The sequence below is a fragment of the Methylocystis sp. S23 genome (assembly GCF_054106005.1).
This window is the reverse complement of the sequence record NZ_CM134185.1, coordinates 671,654-693,079: the sequence shown is the minus strand read 5'-3', so window position 1 is coordinate 693,079 and position 21,426 is coordinate 671,654. Positions and strand designations below refer to the sequence as shown.

General features: G+C 64.7%; 22 protein-coding genes. 7 read left to right on the top strand and 15 right to left on the bottom strand.

The window, feature by feature from the left end; all coding sequences use genetic code 11:
* Positions 1-13: 13 nt before the first annotated feature.
* Both cysK and epsC read right to left on the bottom strand, forming a co-directional pair.
* Positions 14-997: a cysteine synthase A gene (gene cysK / locus ACV7JP_RS03540; RefSeq protein ID WP_457797879.1), complete on the bottom strand. Its 984-nt coding sequence runs from the start codon at positions 995-997 to the stop codon at positions 14-16.
* A 51-nt stretch (positions 998-1,048) separates the two neighbouring features.
* Positions 1,049-1,996, bottom strand: a complete 948-nt coding sequence (gene epsC / locus ACV7JP_RS03535; protein ID WP_457797878.1) for a serine O-acetyltransferase EpsC — start codon at positions 1,994-1,996, stop codon at positions 1,049-1,051.
* 326 nt (positions 1,997-2,322) lie between these two features.
* Here epsC and ACV7JP_RS03530 point away from each other — a divergent pair, with 326 nt between their 5' ends.
* The 6 genes from ACV7JP_RS03530 (at position 2,323) to ACV7JP_RS03505 (ending at position 7,854) form a co-directional block, all read left to right on the top strand.
* On the top strand, positions 2,323-3,270 hold the full coding sequence (locus tag ACV7JP_RS03530; protein WP_457797877.1) for a family 2A encapsulin nanocompartment shell protein: 948 nt from the start codon (positions 2,323-2,325) through the stop codon (positions 3,268-3,270).
* Between the two features lie 66 nt (positions 3,271-3,336).
* On the top strand, positions 3,337-5,595 hold the full coding sequence (locus ACV7JP_RS03525) for a family 2A encapsulin nanocompartment cargo protein cysteine desulfurase (RefSeq protein WP_457797876.1): 2,259 nt from the start codon (positions 3,337-3,339) through the stop codon (positions 5,593-5,595).
* An 83-nt stretch (positions 5,596-5,678) separates the two neighbouring features.
* A complete protein-coding gene (locus tag ACV7JP_RS03520) occupies positions 5,679-6,128 on the top strand; it encodes an RrF2 family transcriptional regulator (RefSeq protein WP_457797875.1) in 450 nt (149 codons plus the stop codon).
* Positions 6,129-6,185: 57 nt separating this feature from the next.
* Positions 6,186-7,217: a sulfate ABC transporter substrate-binding protein gene (locus ACV7JP_RS03515; RefSeq protein WP_457797874.1), complete on the top strand. Its 1,032-nt coding sequence runs from the start codon at positions 6,186-6,188 to the stop codon at positions 7,215-7,217.
* 16 nt (positions 7,218-7,233) lie between these two features.
* Positions 7,234-7,500: a hypothetical protein gene (locus ACV7JP_RS03510; RefSeq protein ID WP_457797873.1), complete on the top strand. Its 267-nt coding sequence runs from the start codon at positions 7,234-7,236 to the stop codon at positions 7,498-7,500.
* 93 nt (positions 7,501-7,593) lie between these two features.
* Positions 7,594-7,854: a hypothetical protein gene (locus ACV7JP_RS03505; RefSeq protein WP_457797872.1), complete on the top strand. Its 261-nt coding sequence runs from the start codon at positions 7,594-7,596 to the stop codon at positions 7,852-7,854.
* Between the two features lie 10 nt (positions 7,855-7,864).
* Here ACV7JP_RS03505 and ACV7JP_RS03500 read toward each other — a convergent pair whose 3' ends face one another.
* A complete protein-coding gene (locus tag ACV7JP_RS03500) occupies positions 7,865-8,290 on the bottom strand; it encodes a DsrE family protein (RefSeq protein WP_457797871.1) in 426 nt (141 codons plus the stop codon).
* Positions 8,291-8,362: 72 nt separating this feature from the next.
* Here ACV7JP_RS03500 and ACV7JP_RS03495 point away from each other — a divergent pair, with 72 nt between their 5' ends.
* Complete coding sequence (locus tag ACV7JP_RS03495) at positions 8,363-9,517, top strand: hypothetical protein (protein ID WP_457797870.1); 1,155 nt, start codon at positions 8,363-8,365, stop codon at positions 9,515-9,517.
* Positions 9,518-9,547: 30 nt separating this feature from the next.
* Here ACV7JP_RS03495 and smbP read toward each other — a convergent pair whose 3' ends face one another.
* From smbP to ACV7JP_RS03435, 12 genes are all read right to left on the bottom strand, one after another.
* The gene (gene smbP / locus ACV7JP_RS03490) at positions 9,548-9,901 is read right to left on the bottom strand and encodes a small metal-binding protein SmbP (protein ID WP_457797869.1); all 354 of its coding nucleotides are present in this window, start codon (positions 9,899-9,901) and stop codon (positions 9,548-9,550) included.
* 124 nt (positions 9,902-10,025) lie between these two features.
* Positions 10,026-10,508 (bottom strand): MEKHLA domain-containing protein, encoded by a 483-nt coding sequence (locus ACV7JP_RS03485; protein ID WP_457797868.1) that lies wholly within the window; start codon positions 10,506-10,508, stop codon positions 10,026-10,028.
* 24 nt (positions 10,509-10,532) lie between these two features.
* Positions 10,533-12,047: a SpoVR family protein gene (locus ACV7JP_RS03480; protein ID WP_457797867.1), complete on the bottom strand. Its 1,515-nt coding sequence runs from the start codon at positions 12,045-12,047 to the stop codon at positions 10,533-10,535.
* Positions 12,044-13,333, bottom strand: coding sequence for a YeaH/YhbH family protein (locus tag ACV7JP_RS03475; protein ID WP_457797866.1), 1,290 nt, complete (start codon positions 13,331-13,333; stop codon positions 12,044-12,046). Before ACV7JP_RS03475 ends, ACV7JP_RS03480 begins: the two co-directional genes overlap by 4 nt.
* A gap of 42 nt (positions 13,334-13,375) precedes the next feature.
* The gene (locus ACV7JP_RS03470) at positions 13,376-15,319 is read right to left on the bottom strand and encodes a PrkA family serine protein kinase (protein WP_457797865.1); all 1,944 of its coding nucleotides are present in this window, start codon (positions 15,317-15,319) and stop codon (positions 13,376-13,378) included.
* A 154-nt stretch (positions 15,320-15,473) separates the two neighbouring features.
* Positions 15,474-16,169, bottom strand: a complete 696-nt coding sequence (locus tag ACV7JP_RS03465) for a class I SAM-dependent methyltransferase (RefSeq protein ID WP_457797864.1) — start codon at positions 16,167-16,169, stop codon at positions 15,474-15,476.
* Positions 16,170-16,439: 270 nt separating this feature from the next.
* A complete protein-coding gene (locus ACV7JP_RS03460; protein ID WP_457797863.1) occupies positions 16,440-16,730 on the bottom strand; it encodes a hypothetical protein in 291 nt (96 codons plus the stop codon).
* A 123-nt stretch (positions 16,731-16,853) separates the two neighbouring features.
* A complete protein-coding gene (rfbA, locus tag ACV7JP_RS03455; RefSeq protein WP_457797862.1) occupies positions 16,854-17,750 on the bottom strand; it encodes a glucose-1-phosphate thymidylyltransferase RfbA in 897 nt (298 codons plus the stop codon).
* A 9-nt stretch (positions 17,751-17,759) separates the two neighbouring features.
* Positions 17,760-18,641 (bottom strand): dTDP-4-dehydrorhamnose reductase, encoded by an 882-nt coding sequence (gene rfbD / locus ACV7JP_RS03450; RefSeq protein WP_457799023.1) that lies wholly within the window; start codon positions 18,639-18,641, stop codon positions 17,760-17,762.
* A 5-nt stretch (positions 18,642-18,646) separates the two neighbouring features.
* Entirely contained in the window at positions 18,647-19,201 is a 555-nt protein-coding gene (gene rfbC, locus ACV7JP_RS03445; RefSeq protein ID WP_457797861.1) for a dTDP-4-dehydrorhamnose 3,5-epimerase, read from the bottom strand.
* 138 nt (positions 19,202-19,339) lie between these two features.
* The gene (gene rfbB, locus ACV7JP_RS03440; protein WP_457797860.1) at positions 19,340-20,392 is read right to left on the bottom strand and encodes a dTDP-glucose 4,6-dehydratase; all 1,053 of its coding nucleotides are present in this window, start codon (positions 20,390-20,392) and stop codon (positions 19,340-19,342) included.
* 155 nt (positions 20,393-20,547) lie between these two features.
* Positions 20,548-21,393 (bottom strand): class I SAM-dependent methyltransferase, encoded by an 846-nt coding sequence (locus ACV7JP_RS03435; RefSeq protein ID WP_457797859.1) that lies wholly within the window; start codon positions 21,391-21,393, stop codon positions 20,548-20,550.
* Between the last annotated feature and the right edge of the window lie 33 nt (positions 21,394-21,426).

Genomic DNA, 21,426 nt, shown 5'->3' with positions numbered 1-21,426 from the left:
CCGGCTCCGTCGGTTACAGACCCTCGAAAAGCGCGGTCGAGAGATAGCGCTCGGCGAAGGAGGGAACGATCACGACGATGTTCTTGCCCTCGGCCTCCGGCCGCGCGCCGATCTCCAGCGCCGCCGCGATCGCGGCGCCTGAGGAAATGCCGACGGGGGCGCCTTCGACTTTCGCGACGAGTCGCGCCGTTTCGAGCGCGGTCTGATTGCCGATGGTGACGATTTCGTCGATCACGCTTCGATCGAGAACGGGCGGCACGAAGCCCGCGCCAATGCCTTGAATCTTGTGCGGTCCCGGCGGGCGGCCGGAGAGCACCGCGGAGTCTTCGGGCTCGACGGCGACGACGCGAAGCGAGGGACGACGCTGTTTCAAGACCTGTCCCACGCCCGTAATGGTGCCGCCCGTGCCGACGCCCGAAACGAAGACGTCGACCTCGCCATTCGTGTCGTTCCAGATTTCCTCCGCCGTCGTCACGCGATGGATCTCGGGATTGGCGGGGTTCTCGAATTGCTGCGGGATGACCGAATCCGGAAACTGCGCCAGGAGCTCGTCCGCCTTGGCGAGAGCGCCCTTCATTCCGAGGCTGGCCGGCGTGAGGACGAGCTCCGCGCCAAGCAGCGCGAGCATCTTGCGCCGCTCGAGCGACATGGAGTCGGGCATGACGAGAATGAGCCGATAGCCGCGCGCCGCCGCGACGAAAGCGAGCGCGATGCCCGTATTGCCGGATGTCGGCTCGATGAGCACGGTGCGGCCCGGCGCGATGCGGCCGTCTTTCTCGAGCCTCTCGATCATGGCGACGCCGATGCGGTCCTTCACGCTCGAGATCGGGTTGAAGAATTCTAGCTTCGCCAGAATATTCGCCTTCGCGCCCTTGACGCGCGCGATGCGGTCGAGCCGCACGATCGGCGTGTCGCCGATGGTTTGCGTGATCGAGTCGTAGACGCGCCCGCGTCCCGGCCGCGCGGCCGGCGTGAAATTCAGGCTGTGCACGGTCATTCGCCTTTCCCTTTCTTCATTGCCGAGGCTCTTTGGTCCGCCGATCGAAAGTCATATGCCCGCGCCATGGTCGAAAGCTTCGACATGCGCCTTTGCCTGGGTGATGTTGGCTCCCGGCGGCACGCTGTGCGTGAGCCACACATTGCCGCCGATGGAGGAGCCGCGCCCGATGGTGATGCGGCCGAGCACCGTGGCCCCCGCATAGATCACGACGTCATCCTCGATGATCGGATGGCGCGGCTTGCCTTTTTCCAGCGCGCCGCTGTCGTCGACGTTGAAGCGCTTTGCGCCGAGCGTCACCGCCTGATAGAGGCGCACGCGCTTGCCGATGATCGTCGTTTCGCCGATGACGACGCCGGTGCCGTGGTCGATGAAGAAGCCCTCGTCGATCGTCGCGCCGGGGTGGATGTCAATTCCCGTTTCCGAATGGGCGATCTCCGCGACGATGCGCGCGATCATGGGCGCGCCGAGGAGATAGAGTCGGTGGGCGAGCCGATGCCGGATGACGGCGGCGACGCCCGGATAGCAGAATACGACCTCGTCGAGGCTCCGCGCGGCGGGATCGCCCGCAAAGGCCGCGCGTATGTCCGTGTCGAGCAGCGCGCGCACCTCGGGAATCGCGCGCGCAAAGGCATAGACGATCTCCTCGGTGCGACCGGCGGCGACGGCGCTTGTCTCGCCGTCCTGCGCGGAGAGCTCGATCTCGCGGCGAATCTGCTCCCGCAATGTTCGCAGGCCGCGATCGAGCGTGCGCGCGATGAAGACGTCCGCGGCTTCCGGCGTCAGCCCGTAGGGACCGAAATGCCGCGGATAGAGGACGGAGACCAGCGCCTCCACGAGCTCGACAATGGCGGCCCGGGAGGGGAGATCGGGCAGGCGCCCGCCGCCATAGCGGCGGGTCTGTGAAGCCCTTCGCAAGGCGGCAAGCTCCGAAACGATCCCCGCTATGTCGATCGCACGAGCGTTTGGCCCAACCCAGTCGATTTGATCCGTCATCATCTCATGCCCGCGCGACAGCCCTAACTGTCTATCAATCTTATAGACTAAATCAGCAATAAGGGAAGCCCCTAATGGCCCGCAGCCTGCGCGGCCGCGCCATGGCTTATAAAAAAAGTAGATTTTGCAGACCTATTCTAATCCACTAGACAAGCGAGATATTTTATTCGAATAATACTTACAAATACGCTTGAACGCGGGGATGATCTGTGTAAAGTCCCAGGCGTCAAAAGCAACTCGTTGGCGGCCCCGCATATTGGCGCTCGGATCCGCAGCGCGGTCACGCGCGTGCGGGCGGCCGGCTCCGTCGACCTTTCCAGGAAGATTGCATGACTACAGAACCTGAAGTTCGCCGAACACTGAGCGAGGCGGCCGCGCGCCAGCTCGCCAACGCCACGAAGACGCGCCCGCAATGGTCGGGCATCACGCCGCGCTGGCTCGTGTCCTTCCTTCCGTGGGTTCCCGTCGAGGCGGGCATCTACCGCCTGAACCGGGTGAAGGAGTCCACGGCGCTGAGCGACGCGGACGTTCAGTGCAGCCCGGCCCGCGATCGCGACGCGGATCTCCCCGAGACCTTCGTCGATTACGAGGACGCGCCCCGCGAATATTCGATGAACGCGGTGACGACGATCCTCGACGTGCAGACGCGCGTCTCGGATCTCTATAATCATCCCTATGATCAGATTCAGGAGCAGGTCCGGCTCCTCACGGAGAAGGTGAAGGAGAAGCAGGAGGCCGAGCTCATCAACAATGCGGAATATGGCTTCCTCGCCAATGCGCATCCGTCGATGAAGATCAAGACCCGCAAGGGCGCGCCCACGCCGGACGATCTCGACGAGCTGATTTCCAGGGTGTGGAAGGAGCCCGCCTTCTTCCTCGCGCATCCGCGCGCCATCGCCGCTTTCGGCCGCGAATGCACGCGCCGCGGCGTGCCGCCGCCGACCGTCACACTGTTCGGCTCGCCCTTCATCACCTGGCGCGGCCTGCCGCTGGTGCCGAGCGACAAGCTCTATATCGACGAGACCGGCAAGACGAACATCCTGCTGCTGCGCACGGGCGAAAAGAAGCAGGGCGTCATCGGCCTCTTCCAGCCGGGCGTCCCTGGCGAGGTGGCCCCGAGTCTGTCGGTGCGCTTCATGGGCATCAACCGCAAGGCCATCGCGTCGTACCTCATCTCGCTCTATTGCTCGGCCGCCGTGCTGACGCATGACGCGCTCGGCGTGCTCGAGGACGTCGATGTGAGCAAGTTCCACGAATATGACGACAAGCGCGTCTGACCTGATTGGAAAGACCGCCGGCGGCCAAGCGCCGCCGGCGCATCGATAGCCGAGGAAGCCGCTTTCATGTCGCCAGCGAAGCCCGCCATTCCCGCTTCCGCCGATCTGCCGCTCGATAATGTTCCCGTTCAGGACGCCGGCCGTCACGCCGCGCCGATCGTCGATCCCGATATGATCGCGCGTCTCGCCAACGCTTTCTTCCAGCAGCCGCCCGTTTCGCCGGCCGATTCTCCGTTGCCCTTCGGCCCGCCGGTGCTGACGCCGAGCCTTCCCGACGCGCCGGCGCCCTCGGTCGTCACCACGGTCGCGCCATATGCGCCGGCCCGCGCTTCCTACGGCCCGCCGGACGTGCCGCAGACGACGATTCCCTCCGTCGTCCCCACGCCGAACATTCCGGCGCCTGCGGCGCCGACCGGCCTGCAGTCGCCCACGCGCCCGCTCGGCCTCGACCATATTCCGCAGCCCGGCGCGTCGCTCGGAAGCTCCGGCCCGTCCGGCGTCCCCGCGGATATCGACTACAGCCTGATTCCGCGCCTCCTCGCGAGCGACATGGCGCTCGTGCCGCCGAACCATGTCGCGGCTCCCGCGGCGATCGGCTTCGGCGAAGCGGGCGTGCCCGGCGGCGGCGCGCCCGCGCCGGCCGACAATCTCTATTTCCTGCATGAGCGGACGCTTCCCGCGAGCGCCCCCACCGCGCCGACCCCCTCCTATCTCTCGCCGCATACGCCCGCCGTCGCGCCGCAGCCGGAGCTGGGACATCCGAATATCCCCGTCTCGGCGCCCACCGCGCCCGCCGAGGCCGAGGCGAATCTCCCGGCCTCCCCCGAGAGTTTCGCGATCGCCGGTCCGTCGGAAGCGGACCCGCATCGCCTGTCGGACGCGGCCTCTCTCGCTGCGCCGCCCGTCGGCGGCGAGCAGTTTTCGAGCGGCTTCGAAAGTTTCCCGACGCCGGGGCAGTCAGGTCCCGCGGCGAGCGACGCGCTCTATTTCGTCAGCCATGGCGGCGGACATCCGAGCGTTGCGACGCCGGCGCAGCCGACCGCCGACGCCCCCCAAGGCTATGCGCCCGAGCTTTCCGCGAACACGGTCGAGACGCGCCAGGTCTTCGATCCCTATCGCGTCAAGCGCGACTTCCCGATCCTGCAGCAGCATGTGCATGGCAAGCCGCTCATCTGGCTCGACAACGCCGCGACGACCCAGAAGCCGCAATCCGTCATCGACCGGCTCGCGCATTTCTACGAATATGAAAACTCCAACATCCACCGCGCCGCGCATGCGCTCGCGGCGCGCTCGACCGACGCCTATGAGGCGGCGCGCGAGAAGACCCGCCGCTTTCTGAAGGCGCCGAGCGTCAAAGACATCGTCTTCGTGCGCGGCGCGACGGAGGGCGTCAATCTGGTCGCCCAGGCCTGGGGCCGCCGCAATGTGCGGGAAGGCGACGAGATCGTCATTTCCTGGCTGGAGCACCACGCCAATATCGTCCCCTGGCAGATGCTCTGCGCCGAGAAGGGCGCGCGGCTGCGCGTCGCGCCGGTCGACGATCGCGGCCAGCTCATTCTCGAGGAATATGAGAAGCTGCTGAACCCGCGCACGCGCATCGTCGCGGTGACGCAGGTCTCCAACGCGCTCGGCACGGTAACGCCCGTTCGCGAGATCACGGCCATGGCGCATCGCCACGGCGCCTGCGTGTTGATCGACGGCGCGCAATCCGTCTCGCATATGCCGGTCGACATGCAATCGATCGACTGCGACTTCTTCGTCTTCTCGGGCCACAAGGTCTTCGGGCCGACCGGCATCGGCGTCGTCTATGGCAAGAACGCCGTGCTCGAGCACATGGCGCCCTGGCAGGGCGGCGGCAACATGATCGCCGACGTCACTTTCGAGAAGACGATCTATCAGGGCGCGCCCGAGCGTTTCGAGGCGGGCACCGGCAATATCGCCGACGCCGTCGGCCTCGGCGCCGCGCTCGATTATGTCGAAAGCATCGGCATGGAGGTCATCGCCCGCTACGAGCACGACCTTCTCGTCTACGCCACCGAGAAGATGAGGATGGTCCCCGGCCTGACCTTCATCGGCACGGCGGCGGAGAAGGCCTCGGTGCTTTCCTTCGTGCTGGACGGCCATAGCCCGATGGATGTCGGCAAGGCGCTCGACCGCGAGGGCATTGCGGTGCGGGCCGGCCATCACTGCGCCCAGCCGATCCTGCGCCGCTTCGGGCTCGAGGCGACGGTGCGGCCCTCGCTCGCCTTCTATAATACTTGCGCGGATGTCGACGCCCTCGTCGCCGCGCTGCTGAAGCTTCAGGCGGGCCGAGCAGGCTTTTAGCTTGTATAGTCTATAGATAGAGTTGACTAATCAGCCGGGCGGCGCTAGCAATTCTGGACCTCGTCGATCCAGGATGTCGTCCGGTGCTAACGAAAAAGGGCAAATACGGGCTCAAGGCCATGGTGCATCTCGCGCAGGCGGAGCCCGGCCGGCCAGTGCCCGTTCTCGATATCTCGGAAAAGCAGAGAATTCCCAAGAAATTCCTCGACAGCATCCTCTGCGAGCTTCGCAATGCGGGCTTCGTCCAATCCAGGATGGGTAAGGGAGGGGGTTATTCGCTGGCGCGGCCGGCCTGCGACATCACGGTCGGAGAGCTGGTGCGGGCCATTGACGGCCCTCTGGCGCCGGTGCCCTGCGCGAGCAAGACCCGCTACCGCCGCTGCGACGATTGCTCCGACGAAAACACATGCGCCGTGCGCCGGATCATGCAGCGCGCGCAGGAAGCGCTCTCGAACGTTCTCGACAAGTGCTCGCTCCAGGAAATGCGCGATCGCGTGAATCGGAGCGAGGAAGCCCTCTTTTACGACATTTAGCTCGCGGCCCCTCCGGCGCCGAACGCTCATGGTCGCCCAGCAGGAAAGCGATTGACGATGCTGAACAAACTGGTTCTCGCCGCGCAGCCGCGCCAAGTCGCGCGCTTCGCGCTCCTCGCCGCTTTGGCGCTGTCGCCCTGGCCCGTCTCGGCCGGGCAGTCGCTCCTCAACGTTTCCTATGACCCGACGCGCGAGCTCTACAAGGCGGTCAACAAGTCGTTCGCCGCGGATTGGAAGAAGTCGACCGGCGAGGACGTCGATTTGCAAACGTCGCACGGCGGCTCCGGCGCCCAGGCGCGCTCGGTCATCGAAGGACTTTCGGCCGACATCGTCACTTTGGCGCTCGCCAACGACATCGACGCGATCGCCGCGAAGACGGGCAAGATTCCCGCGGACTGGCAGAAGCGCCTGCCCAATAATTCCTCCCCCTACACCTCGACGATCGTGATCCTCGTCCGCAAGGGCAATCCGAAGGCCATCAAGGATTGGGACGATCTCGCCAAGCCGGGCGTCGCCGTCATCGCGCCCAATCCGAAGACCGGCGGCGGCGCGCGCTGGAACTTCCTGGCGGCCTGGGCTTACGGGCTCAAAAGCTACAAGGGCGACGAGGCCAGGACGCAGGATCTCGTCAAGGCGATTTACGCCAATGTTCCGGTGATGGACACGGGCGCGCGCGGCTCCACGGTCACCTTCGCCCAGCGCGGCATCGGCGATGCGCTGATCACCTGGGAGAACGAAGCCTTCCTCGCCCTCGCGGAGTTCGGCGCGGATAAATTCGAGATCGTCACGCCGTCGGTTTCGATCCTCGCCGAGCCGGCCGTCGCGCTTGTCGACGGCAATGCCGACGCAAAGGGGACGCGCAAGCTCGCCGAGGCCTTCCTCGCCTATCTGTTCAAGCCCGAGACGCAGGCGCTGGTCGCCAAATACGGCTATCGGCCCGCCTTTCCCGAGCGCGCGGCGAAAAAGGATCTCGCGCGCTTCGCCAGGATCGAGCTCGTAACCATCGACAAGACCTTCGGCGGCTGGCCGGAGGCCCAGAAGAAATTCTTCGTGGATGGCGGAATTTTCGACCAGATCCAGAAGAAATAATGAAAGGGCGGCGGCCATGTCGGAACCCGAGGATGACGGCGGCGCGTTTCGTCTCGTCCGGCGGGCCGCCTGCGCCGCCGCGCTCGCGCAGGCGCTCTACTGGCTTTACGCAAAAGAGGCGCTCGGCCCCGGGCTTCGGCCGCTGAACGTCATCTTCCTCTGCATCGTGCTCCCGGCGCTGATCCTGAGCGCGAAGGACGAGGCCGCGCCGCTTTGCGCGGGCCTCGCGGCGGGCGCCTTTGCGCTGAATATCGGCCTCCTGGCGCTGCTCGGAGCCGGATGAGCGTCTTCCGGCTCTTCCTCTTGTCGAAAAGGCTATTTCAGGCAATTCTCGCCTTGGCGGGTTTTGCGCGGCGCGTTTTCAGAGGGTGGAGTCATGGGGCGCAATCATTTCCGGATCGCTTTGCTTCTCATGTGCGGCGGCGCCGCGTCGGCCGCCTCCGCGCAAGAGGCGCCGAAGGACATCATCGCCGCGCATGTGCGTTTGCAGGGCTACAAATGCGACGCGCCCAAAAGCGCGACGCGCGACGCCGCCGCATCGCGGCCCGGCGAGGCGGCGTGGGTGATCGTTTGCGAAAACGCGCGCTACAAGGTGCGCCTCATCCCGCATATGGCCGACGTCATCGAGCCGTTTTGAGGACAGCCGCTCACGGCCGAATGTAGAGATAGCCGTCGCGCTGCAACTCCGCGATGCGGACCGTGCCGGCTTCCGTAATCAAAAAGCCCGGCGCGAGATCCTTCTCCTCCATATTCTGGCCGCGCAGCGCCACCGCGCAGATATAGGGAGACATGCCTCGTTTCAGCAATCCCGCGAAACGATCCTGCGTCACGCCCGAGCCGTCGCGGCGGAAGGCGCGAATGGCGGGGCCGTGAACGACGAGGGCGAGCGTCACCGGCCCGCGGGCGTTCTCATAATGAGCGCGCATATTGTGCAGGACGAAATCGGCCTTCTCGAAATCCGAGAGATGGTAGACGACCTTCATGGGCGCCTTCGCTTCCTCAGCGGCCGCGCGCGCCCCGAACAAGCCCGCCATCGCCGCGAGGGTGCCGTTGAACACGCCGCGTCTGTTCATCCTCGCGCCCTCCCGCGTCCTTTCGAAAATATGGCATAGTACGCGCCGGCGGCGAAACGGGGAAGGGTGGCGATGAGGCTCTGGAATTGGGTCCTGGCGATCGGCGCGGCTTTTGCGCCGCTCGCGGCCGCGGGAGAACCCGCGCGCATCGAGAAGACGATCGCGGAGCACGGCAAGCTCTGCTTCGCCCGCGTCTACGACGCCGCGCATCTCAAGGCGCATCCGCGGCAGAAAGTGGCGCGCATGTTCTTCATGATCGGCAAGAACAAGGTCTCGACCTATTGGGAGGACCCCAATCTGCGCCATAGCGAGGAGAGCCCCGGCAAGCATGCGAGCGTCGACGCGCAGGACCCGGAAGGCGATTCGACTCATGTGGCCGCTCTCGTGACGTTGCGCGGCATGACGAAGCCCGAAAACGTCTCCGGCTGGTGCAACGCCGACGATTCCGCGAGCGCCGTAGGCCGTCTCAGTTGCGGCGGCGAATGCGACCGGCATATCGGCTCGATCCGGTCGGACGACGGAGCGCATCTTCTCCTCGACGGCGTCGAATGGGGTTTGCTGATCGACGCCGAGGCGGAGGCGGCGAAGCAGGAGGCGCTCAGGCTCGGGCCGGACGATCGCAGCTTCCGGCTCGAGCGGCGGCCGATCGAGGATTGCGTCGCCGAGGCGAACAGGACCAACTCGCCCTATGCGCGGCTGGGCGCGCCGCTGCGCGAGCGTCTGAAGCCGGACGCGCCCTTCTGCTATGGCCGCGACTATTCGCCGGAGCATCTCGCGGCGCATCCGCGGCAGGTCACGACCTCGATTCGCGTATCGCGCAGCGCAAAGGCCATTGACGGGGATCGCGCGAGGAATCTCCTGCCTGACTGGCCGGACGGCGCGAGCGTCGCGGCCGCCGTGACGACGCGCAAGGACGGCAGGCCGCGGACGATGTTCTATAGTTGCACACCTTATGAGGATCAGTGGGAGTGCGCGGCGGAATTCTGCGATCTTGCAAAAGGCGACTGCTCGCCGCAGGCGCGCGAGAACTCCAGGGCGGCGGACTGCCGCGCGGATAATTCGCGCACGATCTATCTGCGCCGGGGCGAGAAGGAGTTCATGATGCTCGGCAACCCGAATATGGGTCTGCCGCTCGAGGCCTATTGCGGACCCGGCAAGGAGACCGTCAGCGACGACAAGGTCTATCGGCTCGAGCCCATGCCGCTTTCGGCTTGCGAGGGCGGGTGACGGGCGGGCGCGAGAGCGCCCGCCGCCGAATTACTTCACGGACTCGAACTGCTGGAGAGCCAGCTCGGCCTGCTCGGTCGCTTTTGCGATGCGCTTGTCGTAGCTCGTGCCCTTGGCGAGCTTTACCGCCTTGCGCAGGAATTTGATGCCCTTGCGGATCGGATCGACCGGCGTCTGCCACACGGCGCTGCGCGCATGGTCGATGGCGTCGTCGGCATGCTCGACAAAGGAAGCGGCTTCCATCTGCTTGCCGGCGGCGATGGCTTCCCTCGTCTCGGAAATGGCCTGTTCCAGATAAGTGGGATCGGCGAAGGCCGGGCCCGCGAGGGCGCCGAGGCCGAGGCCCGCGCTCAAAGCCAAGATCATCAATCGACGCGACATCATCCCCCCGCCTCCTTCAAGGTCCATTGCTCGGAACCCGGCCCCCATACTGCGCATTTTTGCGCCGGCCTCAACTTCGGCGCGGCCGGGAGCCATGATTTGTCCCGGCCAAATCACGGCCCGTGATTTATAGAAAGGTCCAGCGGGCGAAGCTCGCGGCTTGGCCGGCGGCGTTTCCCGCCGCGTCCGTCACGTTCCAGATCGTGACGTTGGAAATGCGGAAGCGGCGGCCCGCCGCGCTGACGCGCACGCCCTCATAGCCGGTGACGAAGCCGTCGCGCGCGGTCTGCGCCAACAGGCGCTCGCGCGCTTCTCTGGCCAAGGGCTCCGCGGTCAGGCGCGACGGCGTGGCGAGAAGCTGCTCGGCGCTCATCTCCCATAGCGCCAGCGCGACGCGATTGCCGTAATTGAGCATCGGGTCGGCTTCGGGCCCATGGGACACGACGACGAAAGGGGCGGCGAGAAGGCGCTCGGCTTCGGCTTCGGCGCCGCCGCCGCGCGCGATCAGCTCCCGCCCGACGCGATCGCGGTGGGAATCGAGCAGAGCCGCCGAATGCGCGATCCAGCGAGTCCAAAGATCGGCGGCCAGTTCGGCGCTCAAGGTGGGCATCCTGCCTCGTAAGGGGGCGCGCCCTCACGGCTCGGGCGACGACATATGCGCCTTTAGCACTTCGTTCGTCGTCGCGTCGACCTCTTCGAGCAGCACTTCATAGCCCCAGAGCGCGGCGAGATGACGGAGCACGAGCGCGGCGTCGACGACCTCGAGGATCTTTCCGGCGAAGACCCGGTGATGCAGCACGAGCCGGCGGTTTCCGGCGAGATCGACGTCGACGATCTGAATGTCGGGCGTGTTGCGTCCCACTTCATAGTCGCTGGCGAGGCTTCGGCGCAGATCGTGATAGCCGCGTTCATTATGAATCGACTCCACTTTCAGCTTGGGCGCGTCCGTCTCGTCGACAATGTGGAAGAGCCGCCATTTGCGGATGAGATGCGGGCTGAGGAACTGCGCGACGAAGCTGTCGTCGCGATAATTGGCCCAGACGTCCCTGAGCACCGCCATCTCGTCTCCCGCGCCGGCGATGTCGGGGAACCATTGGCGGTCTTCCTCCGTCGGCTCCCGGACGATGCGCGCAATGTCGCGCATCATGTCGAATCCGAGCGCATAGGGGTTGACGCCGCCATAGGAAGGGTCGTGCGCCGTGGGCTGGCGGACCGCATTGGTGTGGGACTGCAGAAATTCGAGGAAGCTCCCGTCGCTGATCCGTCCGGACTCGTGCAGGCTGTTCATGATGCGATAATGGCAATAGGTCGCGCAGCCCTCGTTCATCACCTTCGTCTGCTGCTGCGGATAGAAATATTGCGCGACGAGCCGAACGATGCGCAGCACCTCGCGCTGCCAGGGGGCGAGCTTCGGCGCGGTCTTTTCCAGGAAGTAGAGAATGTTCTCCTGCGGCAGGCGCAGCAGCGCGCGCTGATGGTCGACGGCCCTTTTCGCCGCCTCGCCGGACCTCGGAACCGTTCGCCACAGATCGTCGTAGAGCCGCTCGCTTTCCTCGCGCCGCGCGCGGTCGCGCTTCTCCTCGTCGAGGAGGCTCATCGGCCGCTTGCGCGGATAGCGGTCGACGCCCTGCGGCGCGAGCGCATGGGCGGCGTCGAGCAGGCGCTCGACCTCCGCCTCCCCATAGCGCTCCTCGCAATTCGCGATGTAGTTCTTGGCGTAGGAGAGATAATCGAGAATGCCGGCGGGGTCGGTCCATTGCCGGAACTGGTAGTTGTTCTTGAAGAAGTGATTATGGCCGAAGGCGGCGTGCGCAATCACCAGCGCCTGCATGGTCGCGCTGTTTTCCTCCATCACATAGCTGATGCAGGGATCGGCGTTGATGACGATCTCATAGGCGAGCCCCTGCAGGCCGGCGCGATAGACGCCCTCGAATTGGGCGAAGCGCTTGCCGAAGGACCAGTGGCGGTAGAGCAGCGGCATTCCCGTCGAGGAATAGGCGTCGAGCATCTGCTCGGCGGTGATGACCTCGATCTGGTTGGGAAAAGTGTCGAGGCCGAGTTCGTCCCTCGCGACGGTCTCGACGGCCTCGTAGATTTTCTGAAGCGTCTCAAAGCTCCAGTCCTTGCCCTCGAAGAGCAGGCCGCTCATGTCGCCTCCTCCGCGCTGGCGCCGTCGCGGCGGCGGAAGAGCTCGCGGAAGACGGGATAGATGTGGTCGCGCCGGGAGACGCGCCGCATCTGGAAGTTGCGCGCCGTCGCGGCGAGCGGGGCGTAGGCGCTCCAGAGCGAGCTTCCGCCGACATAGGAAAGCGAATGGCTCTCATTCGTGTTGGCGACCTCGAGATAGGCGAAATATTGACAGAGCGGCAGGATCTTGTCCTGGAGCAGCCCTCGCGTGCGATCATTGTCGCTCATCATATTGTCGCCGTCCGACGCCTGCGCGCCGTAGATGTTCCAGCTTGCGGGATCGTAGCGGTCGGCGATGATGCGATCCATCTCGACAAGCGCGGAAGAGACGATCGTGCCGCCGGTCTCGGTCGAGCGGAAGAAGGTCTCCTCGTCCACCTCCTGCGCCTCGTCCGTATGGCGGATGAACACGATTTCGACGCGCTGGTACCGGCGCGTCAGGAAGACGTGCAGCAGCATGAAGAAGCGCTTGGCGAGATCCTTCATATGCTCCGTCATCGAGCCGGACACGTCCATCAGGCAGAACATCACGGCCTGCGCCACGGGCTTGGGAAAGCGCTCGAAGCGGCGATAGCGCAGATCGACGGGATCGAGGAAGGGGATGCGCATGCGGCGCGCGCGCGTGCGCAAGACCTCGTCCAGAAGCTCGGCCGCTTCGCTTCCCTTGGCGCCCGCAAATTCCTCTTCCAGCCGCTCGACCGTATGGCGGCGCGGCCGCCCCATGGCGATGCGGCGGGCGAGCGACATCTGCATCGTTCGCCCGAGCGACAGATTGGCCGGCGTGCCGCTCGTCGAATAGCCGGCGCGGCGCGAGCCGAGCTTCTGCGTGTCGACGAGCCCGCGCTTGGCGAAGTCGGGCAGCTCGAGATCGTCAAGAAAGATGCTGAGGAACTCCTCGCGCGTCAGCACGAATCTGAAGGCGTCCTCCTGCCCATGGCCGCGGCCGGGCTCCGTCCCGCCGCCGCCATCCTCGCCCGTCGGGCGGTCGATGAGATCGCCCTCGACGAAATCGCGATTGCCGGGCAGCACGAAGTCGCGCCGCTCTCCCGGCAAATGCTTGAACAGCGGCTCTCGGGCGCCGTCCGCTGGAACCGTGACCTCCTGCGCGTTCTCCAGATCCTCGATGGCGCGCTCGCGGCTCGCCTCGCGGACCGCGCGCTCCACCGTGTCCCTGACGCGGCGAAGGAAGCGCTGACGATTGGAGAAGCTTTTGCCCCCCGGGTTGAGCCGGCGATCGACGATGCGCATTGCTTCCTTCGCTATCCTTGCGCGCGCGCCGCAGCCCCAGCGTCAGCCTGCCTGCTTCACGCGCATGTACCATTCGACCAGACGGCGGACTTGCCGTTCCGTATAGCCGCGAGCGACCATGCGGTTGACGAACTCCGTATGCTTGCTTTCGGTTTCCGTGTCTTTTTTGGTTCCGAAGCTGATGACCGGCAGAAGATCCTCCACCTGCGAGAACATCCGCTTCTCGATGACGTCGCGGATCTTCTCGTAGCTCGCCCATGAGGGATTGCGGCCTTTGTTGGAGGCGCGCCACCGAAGGGCGAACTTCACCACCTCGTTGCGGAAGTCCTTGGGATTGGCGATGCCGGCAGGCTTTTCGACCTTGGTCAATTCCTGATTCAACAGTTCCCGATCCAACATCTGCCCCGTGTCGGGATCCTTGAAGTCCTGGTCCTCTATCCACGCGTCCGCATAATCGATGTAGCGGTCGAAAAGGTTCTGGCCATAGTCCTGATAGGATTCGAGATAGGCTTTTTGAATTTCCTTTCCGATGAACTCCGCATAGCGCGGCGCGAGCTCGGCCTTGATGAACTCGATATAGCGCTTCTCCGTCTCGGCCGGCAGTTGCTCGCGCCGCAGCGCCTGCTCCAGCACATACATGAGATGAACGGGGTCCGCGGCGACCTCGACCGTGTCGTGGTTGAACGTCGCCGCGAGCACCTTGAAGGCGAAGCGGGTCGAGAGGCCCGTCATGCCTTCGTCGACGCCGGCCGCCTCGCGATATTCGAGAATGCTGCGCGCGCGCGGATCAACCTCCCGAAGACTCTCGCCGTCATAGACCCGCATCTTCGAGAAGAGATTCGAGTTCTCGTGCGGGCTCAGACGCGAGAGCACGATGAAGCGGGCGAGCATTTCGAGCGTGTTGGGGGCGCAGCTTGCTTCCGCCAGCTCGGACTCCCGCAAAAGCTTCTCATAGATCCGCTGTTCCTCCGTCACGCGCAGGCAATAGGGAACCTTGATCACATAGATGCGGTCGATGAAGGCCTCATTGTTGCGGTTCGACTTGAAGCTTTGCCATTCCGCTTCGTTCGAATGCGCGAGCACGATCCCGGAAAACGGAATGGCGCCGATATTCTCCGTGCCGATATAGTTGCCCTCTTGCGTCGCCGTGAGCAGCGGATGCAGCATTTTGATCGGCGCCTTGAACATTTCGACGAATTCAAGAAGGCCTTGATTGGCGCGGTTCAGCCCGCCCGAGTAGTTGTAGGCGTCGGGGTCAGCCTGAGCATGCGCCTCCAGCTTGCGAATGTCCACCTTTCCGACGAGCGAAGAGATGTCCTGATTGTTTTCGTCGCCGGGTTCGGTCTTGGCGATGGCGATCTGGCGCAGGCGCGACGGCGTGACCTTCGCCACGGTGAAGCGCGTGATGTCGCCGTTGAATTCGTCGAGACGTTTCAGGCACCAGGGGCTCATGATGACGTTGAGCCGCCGGCGCGGAATGCCGTAGCGTTCCTCGAGCACCGACCCCGCTTCCTCGGAATTGAAGAGGCAGAGCGGGCTCTCGAAGACGGGGCTCAGCTCGGCGCCCGCCTTGAGCACATAGATCGGATTGATCTCCATCAGCGCCTTGAGCCGCTCGGCGAGAGACGACTTGCCGCCGCCGACCGGACCGAGCAGATACAGAATCTGCTTGCGCTCCTCGAGCCCCTGCGCCGCATGGCGGAAAAAGCTCACAATGCGCTCGATCGTCTCCTCCATGCCGTAGAACTCGGCGAAGGCCGGATAGACGCGGATGGTCCGGTTCATGAAGATGCGGCCGAGCCGCGGGTCTTTCGACGTGTCGACAAGCTCGGGCTCGCCTATGGCGTCGAGAATGCGCTCCGCCGCGCTGGCATAGGCTTTGGGGTTGTTCCGGCAAAGTTCAAGATAGGCCTCGAGCGACATCTCGCTCGCTTGGCGCTCTCGATAAAATTGAACGAAGTCAGCGAAGACGTCGGTGCTCGCCATAGAGGCCTCTCCTCGTGAACGCGACGGATTTTTCGCGTTCTGACAAGAAGTACCTGAGCAAGCGCGAACTGATTTTCAATATGAGGAGCGATAAGACAGAAGCACGCCAGTCTCGATGTGGTCGGGACTGGCCCGTGGGCGGCGCCGGCGCCGCTCAAGCTTTCGCGAAGGACAGCAGGCGATGCCATTTATGGGGCGTCGCGCCGTCCTGCTCTCTCAGGCCGGCCGCTTCGGCTTGCGCCAGCAGCAGGGAGCGGGGCTCGGGCAGATCGAAGTTCACAATATGCTCGCGGATCGCGTCCCGCTCCGATTGCTCGAGCGTCGCCATCGTGTCGCGCAGATAATCGGAATAGGCGTCGAGATAGGCCGGGAGGCTCTGGCCTTCCTCGCGGACAACGTCGGCGATGAGAAGAAGTCCGTCGGGGGCGAGCTTTTGCGCCGCGAGACGGAAGAACTCGGCTTTGCCCTCGGTCGGGAGATGATGCAGCGCGAAGCTGACATAGATGAGGTCGTGCGGCTCGGCGGCCGCGAGTTCGCTCATGAGGTCCGCCTGCGTCAATGAGACGGGACAGGCGAGGGCGGAGAGATTTTGCTGCGCCAATGCCAGCGCGGCCTCGGAAAGATCGGCGCCCTGATAGCTTTTCACCGCGAGGCCGTCGAGCAGCGGCGCGAAGGTCGCGGCGTCGCCGCAGCCGAGATCGAGAATGGAAAAGGGGCGCGCGCCGAAACGCGCGCGCAGGGCGGCCTTGATCGCCTGGCCGATCTCCCGGTGAAACATGTAATTCGCGGCGACGACCTTGGCGTAGGTGTCCCACACATGGAAAAAGCGGACGGCGGCGGGCTCGTTCATCCGAAGGGCTCCCGAAAAGTAAATCTGGCGGCTTCCTTAGCCGAAGCCGGGAGAACAGCCAATGTCGGGCCGGCGGCGCGAGGGCTGGTCGAGCAAACTCCATCCTGGCGAAATTCGCGCGCCGCGCCGACCGAGCGGCCCGGCGACGTGGGGAGCCACGCGCGGTCGATCAAGGAACGGGCGGCGGCGATCGACGGCGGATATTAAAAGGGACGATATGAGTCATCGCTCCGCCCGGCGCGCTTTCGCCGGGCGGAGGCCGCTTTTCGCTCAGTAATAATAGCGGGGACGGCGATGATAGTAGTAGTGCGGGCGCGGGGCCGTGGCCGCGCCGACAAGGGCGCCGCCGGCGGCGCCGATGGCCGCGCCGGCCAGGGTCGGACCCGCAAGGCCGCCGGAGGCGAGGGCGCCGATGCCCGCGCCGCCGAGGCCGCCGATAATGCCGCCGCCGACGGCGCGCTCGCCGGGCGTGTAGCAGCCGGCCAGCGGCAGGGCGGCGGTCAGCATTGCGGCGACGAGAAAGGCCTTTCTCGAAGAATGGCCGAGAGAGATGACTGGCATGGGAGACCTTCGGTTCGATTGCCGATGATTCGCGTCAGACGTAAGTCCGCCTTCGGCGTCGCCACAGGGAGAACCGCAATTTGAGTCGTTACGATGGCGCAGTCGGCGCGTCGGAAGGCGAGGTCAGGCGACCCGCTTCGGCTTCGGCGAATCTGCTTCTCTCAGAACCTGAAGAAGATAGGCGCCATAGCCGCTCTTCGAGAGACGCGCGGCCGCTTCTCGCATGGCTTGCGCGTCGATCCAGCCCTGGGTGAAGGCGATCTCCTCGAGACAGGCGACGCGCTGCCCCTGCCGCTGCTCGATCGCCTGCACATATTGCGCGGCCTCAAGGAGCGACGCCGGCGTGCCCGTGTCGAGCCAGGCGAAGCCGCGGCCGAGCCGCTCGACATTCAGCGACCCGGCTTCGAGATAGATGCGGTTGAGATCGGTGATCTCCAATTCGCCGCGCGGCGAGGGTTTCAGCGACGCGGCGTATTCGGGCGCGCGCGTGTCGTAGAAATAGAGACCCGTGACCGCCCAGTTGGATTTCGGCGCGGCGGGCTTCTCCTCGAGCGAAACGGCCTTGCCGTCCCAGTCGAACTCGACCACGCCGTAGCGGTCCGGATCCTTGACGTGATAGGCGAAGACCGTCGCGCCCTCCTTGCGGGCCGAGGCGGCGGCGAGGGAGTCGGTCAGGCCGTGGCCGTAGAAAATATTATCGCCGAGCACCAGCGCCGAATTATGTCCTTCGACGAAAGGCGCGCCGATCGTATAGGCCTGCGCGAGGCCGTCGGGACGCGGCTGCTCGGCGTAAGAGAGCGACACGCCCCATTGCGCGCCGGAGCCGAGCAGGCGCTTGAAGGCGGGGAGATCGTCCGGCGTTGAGATGATCAGAATCTCGCGCGCGCCCGCGAGCATCAGCGCGGACAGCGGATAATAGACCATCGGCTTGTCGTAGACCGGCAGCAATTGTTTCGAGGCCGCCAGCGTCATGGGATGCAGTCTGGTGCCGGATCCTCCGGCGAGAACGATGCCGCGCATATCGTTTCCTCAAGAATGGCCGAGCAGTCGATCCACGCAATGGGCAAGGGACGGACGCCAGTCGGGTAAAGCTACGCCGAAGGCCCGCCGCAGCTTGGAATTGTCGAGACGCGAATTGGCCGGGCGCCTCGCGGGCGTCGGGTAGTCCGCGGTCGCGATGCGCTTGACTGACACGGGCGGACGGCCGCGTCTGTGCGCCAGCGCAAGGATTTCCTCCGCGAAATCCGCCCAGCTCGCTTCTTTTGCGCCGGTCATGTGGAACACGCCGCGCAATTCGCGCGACGGATCCTTGACCATGCGCTCCGCGACAGCCAGGACGCCGTCCGCAATGTCGAGGGCTGAGGTCGGATTGCCGCGCTGGTCGGCGACGACGCCGAGCTCGGAGCGGGTCTCGCCGAGGCGCAGCATCGTCTTCACGAAATTCGCGCCGAAGGGGCTGTAGACCCAGGCGGTCCGCAGAATGGCGTGATTTTCCCCGGCCGCCGCGACGCGCCGCTCGCCTTCGAGCTTCGAGCGGCCATAGGCGCCGGTCGGCCCCGTCGGATCGTCCTCGCGATAGGGGCGGTCCAATTGGCCGTCAAAGACGTAATCGGTCGAAATGTGAATGACGGGCGCCGCAAGGCGCGCGGCGGCCTCCGCCACCGCGCCCGCGCCGTCGGCGTTGACGCGCGCGGCGGTTTCCTCGTCGACCTCGGCCTTGTCGACCATCGTATAGGCGGCCGCATTGACGATGACGTCGGGCCGCAGCGCCTCAAGCGCCCGCGCCACGCTCGCGGGGTCGGCGAGATCAAGCTCGGGACGGCCGAGGGCGATGATTTCCGCCCTGCCGGCGCCGCGCTCGATGAGCGAGGTGACGACCTGCCCCTGCTTTCCGGTGACGGCGACGCGCATGCCGGTCACGCGAAGGCGTCGGCAAGGTCGCGCAGACGCGGCCAGCGCTTGTCTTTTTCGGAAAGCAGCGGACCGTCGGGCGGGACCGGCCAATGAATGCCGAGATCCGGATCGTCGAAGGCGAGTCCGCGATCGTTCGGCGCGGAATAAAGCGCCGTCACCTTGTAGAGCACTTCCGTGTCGGGCTCCAAGGTGACGAAGCCATGCGCGAAGCCGATCGGCACGAGAAGCTGGCGCCAGTTCTCGGCGGAGAGCTCCACGGCGACATGCTTGCCGAAGGTCGGCGACGAGCGGCGAATATCGACGGCCACGTCCAGAATGCGGCCCCGCACGACGCGGACGAGCTTGTCCTGGGCGAAGGGCGCCGTCTGAAAGTGCAGGCCGCGCAGCGTGCCGACCGGCGCCGAGAAGGAATGGTTGTCCTGCACGAAGGCGTAATCGAGCCCGGCCTTCTTCCAGTCCGACTCCTTGTAGACTTCCGAGAAAAAGCCGCGCGCGTCGCCATGCTTTTTCGGCGTGACGATCTTTACCGCCGGTATTTCGGTGTCTTCGAATTGCATGGGCGTCTCAATCTGCGTTTGTCGTTGCGCGGCGCGCATAGACGCGAAAGTTGCAGGCCTTTGCGACGAGAGTGTGCTGAATTCCCCGGCCCGCGCGTTTTTTATGCCCCCATGATCGGGCGCAAGCGCAAAAGCGCGCTAGGTGATGCGCCCGAGCCGTTCGCCGCGATATTTCCCCGAGCGAATAGCGTGCCACCAGGGGGCGTTGTCGAGATACCACTGAACGGTCTTGCGCAATCCGGTCTCGAAGGTCTCTTGCGGGCGCCATCCCAGCTCGCGCTCGATCTTCGAGCAGTCGATCGCGTAGCGAAGATCGTGCCCGGGGCGATCGGTGACGAATGTGACGAGATTGCGATAGGAGCCGCCGGGGGACGGACGCAGCTCATCGAGAATGTCGCAGATCGTATGGACGACGTCGATGTTCTTCTTCTCGTTGCGGCCGCCGACATTGTACGACTCGCCGATGACGCCCTCGCGCGCGACGAGCGCCAGAGCCGCCGCATGGTCGTCGACGAAGAGCCAGTCGCGCACATTCTCGCCGCGGCCATAGACCGGGAGCGGCTTCCCTTCGAGCGCGTTGAGGATCATCAACGGGATCAGCTTCTCGGGGAAATGGTACGGGCCGTAATTGTTCGAGCAGTTGGTGACGACCGTCGGCAGGCCGTAGGTTTCGTGCCAGGCGCGGACGAGATGGTCCGAGCCCGCCTTTGAGGCGGAATAGGGCGAGTTCGGCGCATAGGGCGTGTCCTCGCGAAACAGTCCGTCCTCGCCCAGCGTGCCGAAGACTTCGTCGGTCGAAATATGCTGGAAGCGGAAGGTCGCCGCCTTTTCCTTCGGCAGCGCCCGCCAATATTCGAGCGCGGCGTCGAGGAGGGTGAAGGTGCCGACGACATTCGTCTGGATGAAAGCCGCCGGCCCGTCGATCGAGCGGTCCACATGGCTCTCGGCCGCGAGATGCATCAGCACGTCGGGCTGGAATTCGGCCAGCGCCACAGCGACCGCCGCGCGATCGCAAATATCGGCTTGCCGGAAGGAATAGCGGGGGTTTTGCGCGATGGGAGCGAGGGAGTCGAGATTCCCGGCATAGGTCAATTTGTCATAAACAAGAATTTCATCTGAAGAGTTCGTTATGAAACGTCGGGCGACCGCCGACCCGATGAACCCGGCGCCGCCGGTAATGAGGACGCGCATCAGGACCTCTCAATTGCAAAACGCGTTTCTCTCTAAAAGACTTAGAGTTGACATGCAACCGCCGAGGGCCGGCCCGTCCCGGCCTGCTCGGCTGAACTTTGGAAAACAATCGCATTTTTCGCGATTGCCCGATTTTCGTCCGATCGCGGCGTGAGCTAGCGCTTCTGCCCGATGACGACCGCCTGCCAAAACTGGTTTGGATCGTCCACATAGGCGAAGCATTGAAAATATCTGCCCCAGACCTCCCTGATATAGGCCTCGGGAATGATGGCGTCGCCATAGACGTCGGAGTCGAGGCCTTCCCCGCCGGACGTCGGAATGTAGCAGAACTTCTTATCGTCGAAGTCGCGATAGAGCGTCGGGATGATGTTCTTGAACTTCGCGAGGCCATGGTGCCAGCTCGTCGGCGACGGCGACGGGATTTCAAGGATGAAGTCGAGGAAGCGGCGCGGCTCGGTCGTATAGGCGATCACGCAGCCCGACCGCGCGACGCGGTGCAACTCGGCCATCCAGTAATCCGCGAGCTCTTTCGGCAGATGGCTGAAGACCGAGTAGGCGATGATCAGGTCGAACTTATTGTCGTCGAACGGCAACGGGCCGTGCGGGTCGATCTTGAGGAAATTGCCGGGCGTTCCCACGCCCTTGCAGACGGCCAGCGTCTCGGGCTCCACATCGACGCCGTGGAGGGAGTCGGAATCGATGTCGTTCCAGAGCATACGCGTATAGCGTCCCCATCCGCAGCCGAAATCCAGCGCCTGCGTCTTCGGGTGGAGAGGCATGCCGAGCGCCTCGGAATAGGCCTTCACAAATTTATAGAACTTGAACGCTTCCTGCAGGGCGTGACCGTCGGCCGATCCGACAAGCTTCCTCTGTAGATCCGGATGCGGGAAACGCGGCATCTCGACGCCGTTGATCTCCGGCTCAGTGACGCTTCGTATCAAGAGATCGAGCCATTGCTGGTCGTTTTGAAGGCTGAACAGGGTTTTGCCGTTGAGAATCATTCTGGTTGTCGCCTCTTATCTCTCGTTTGCGCG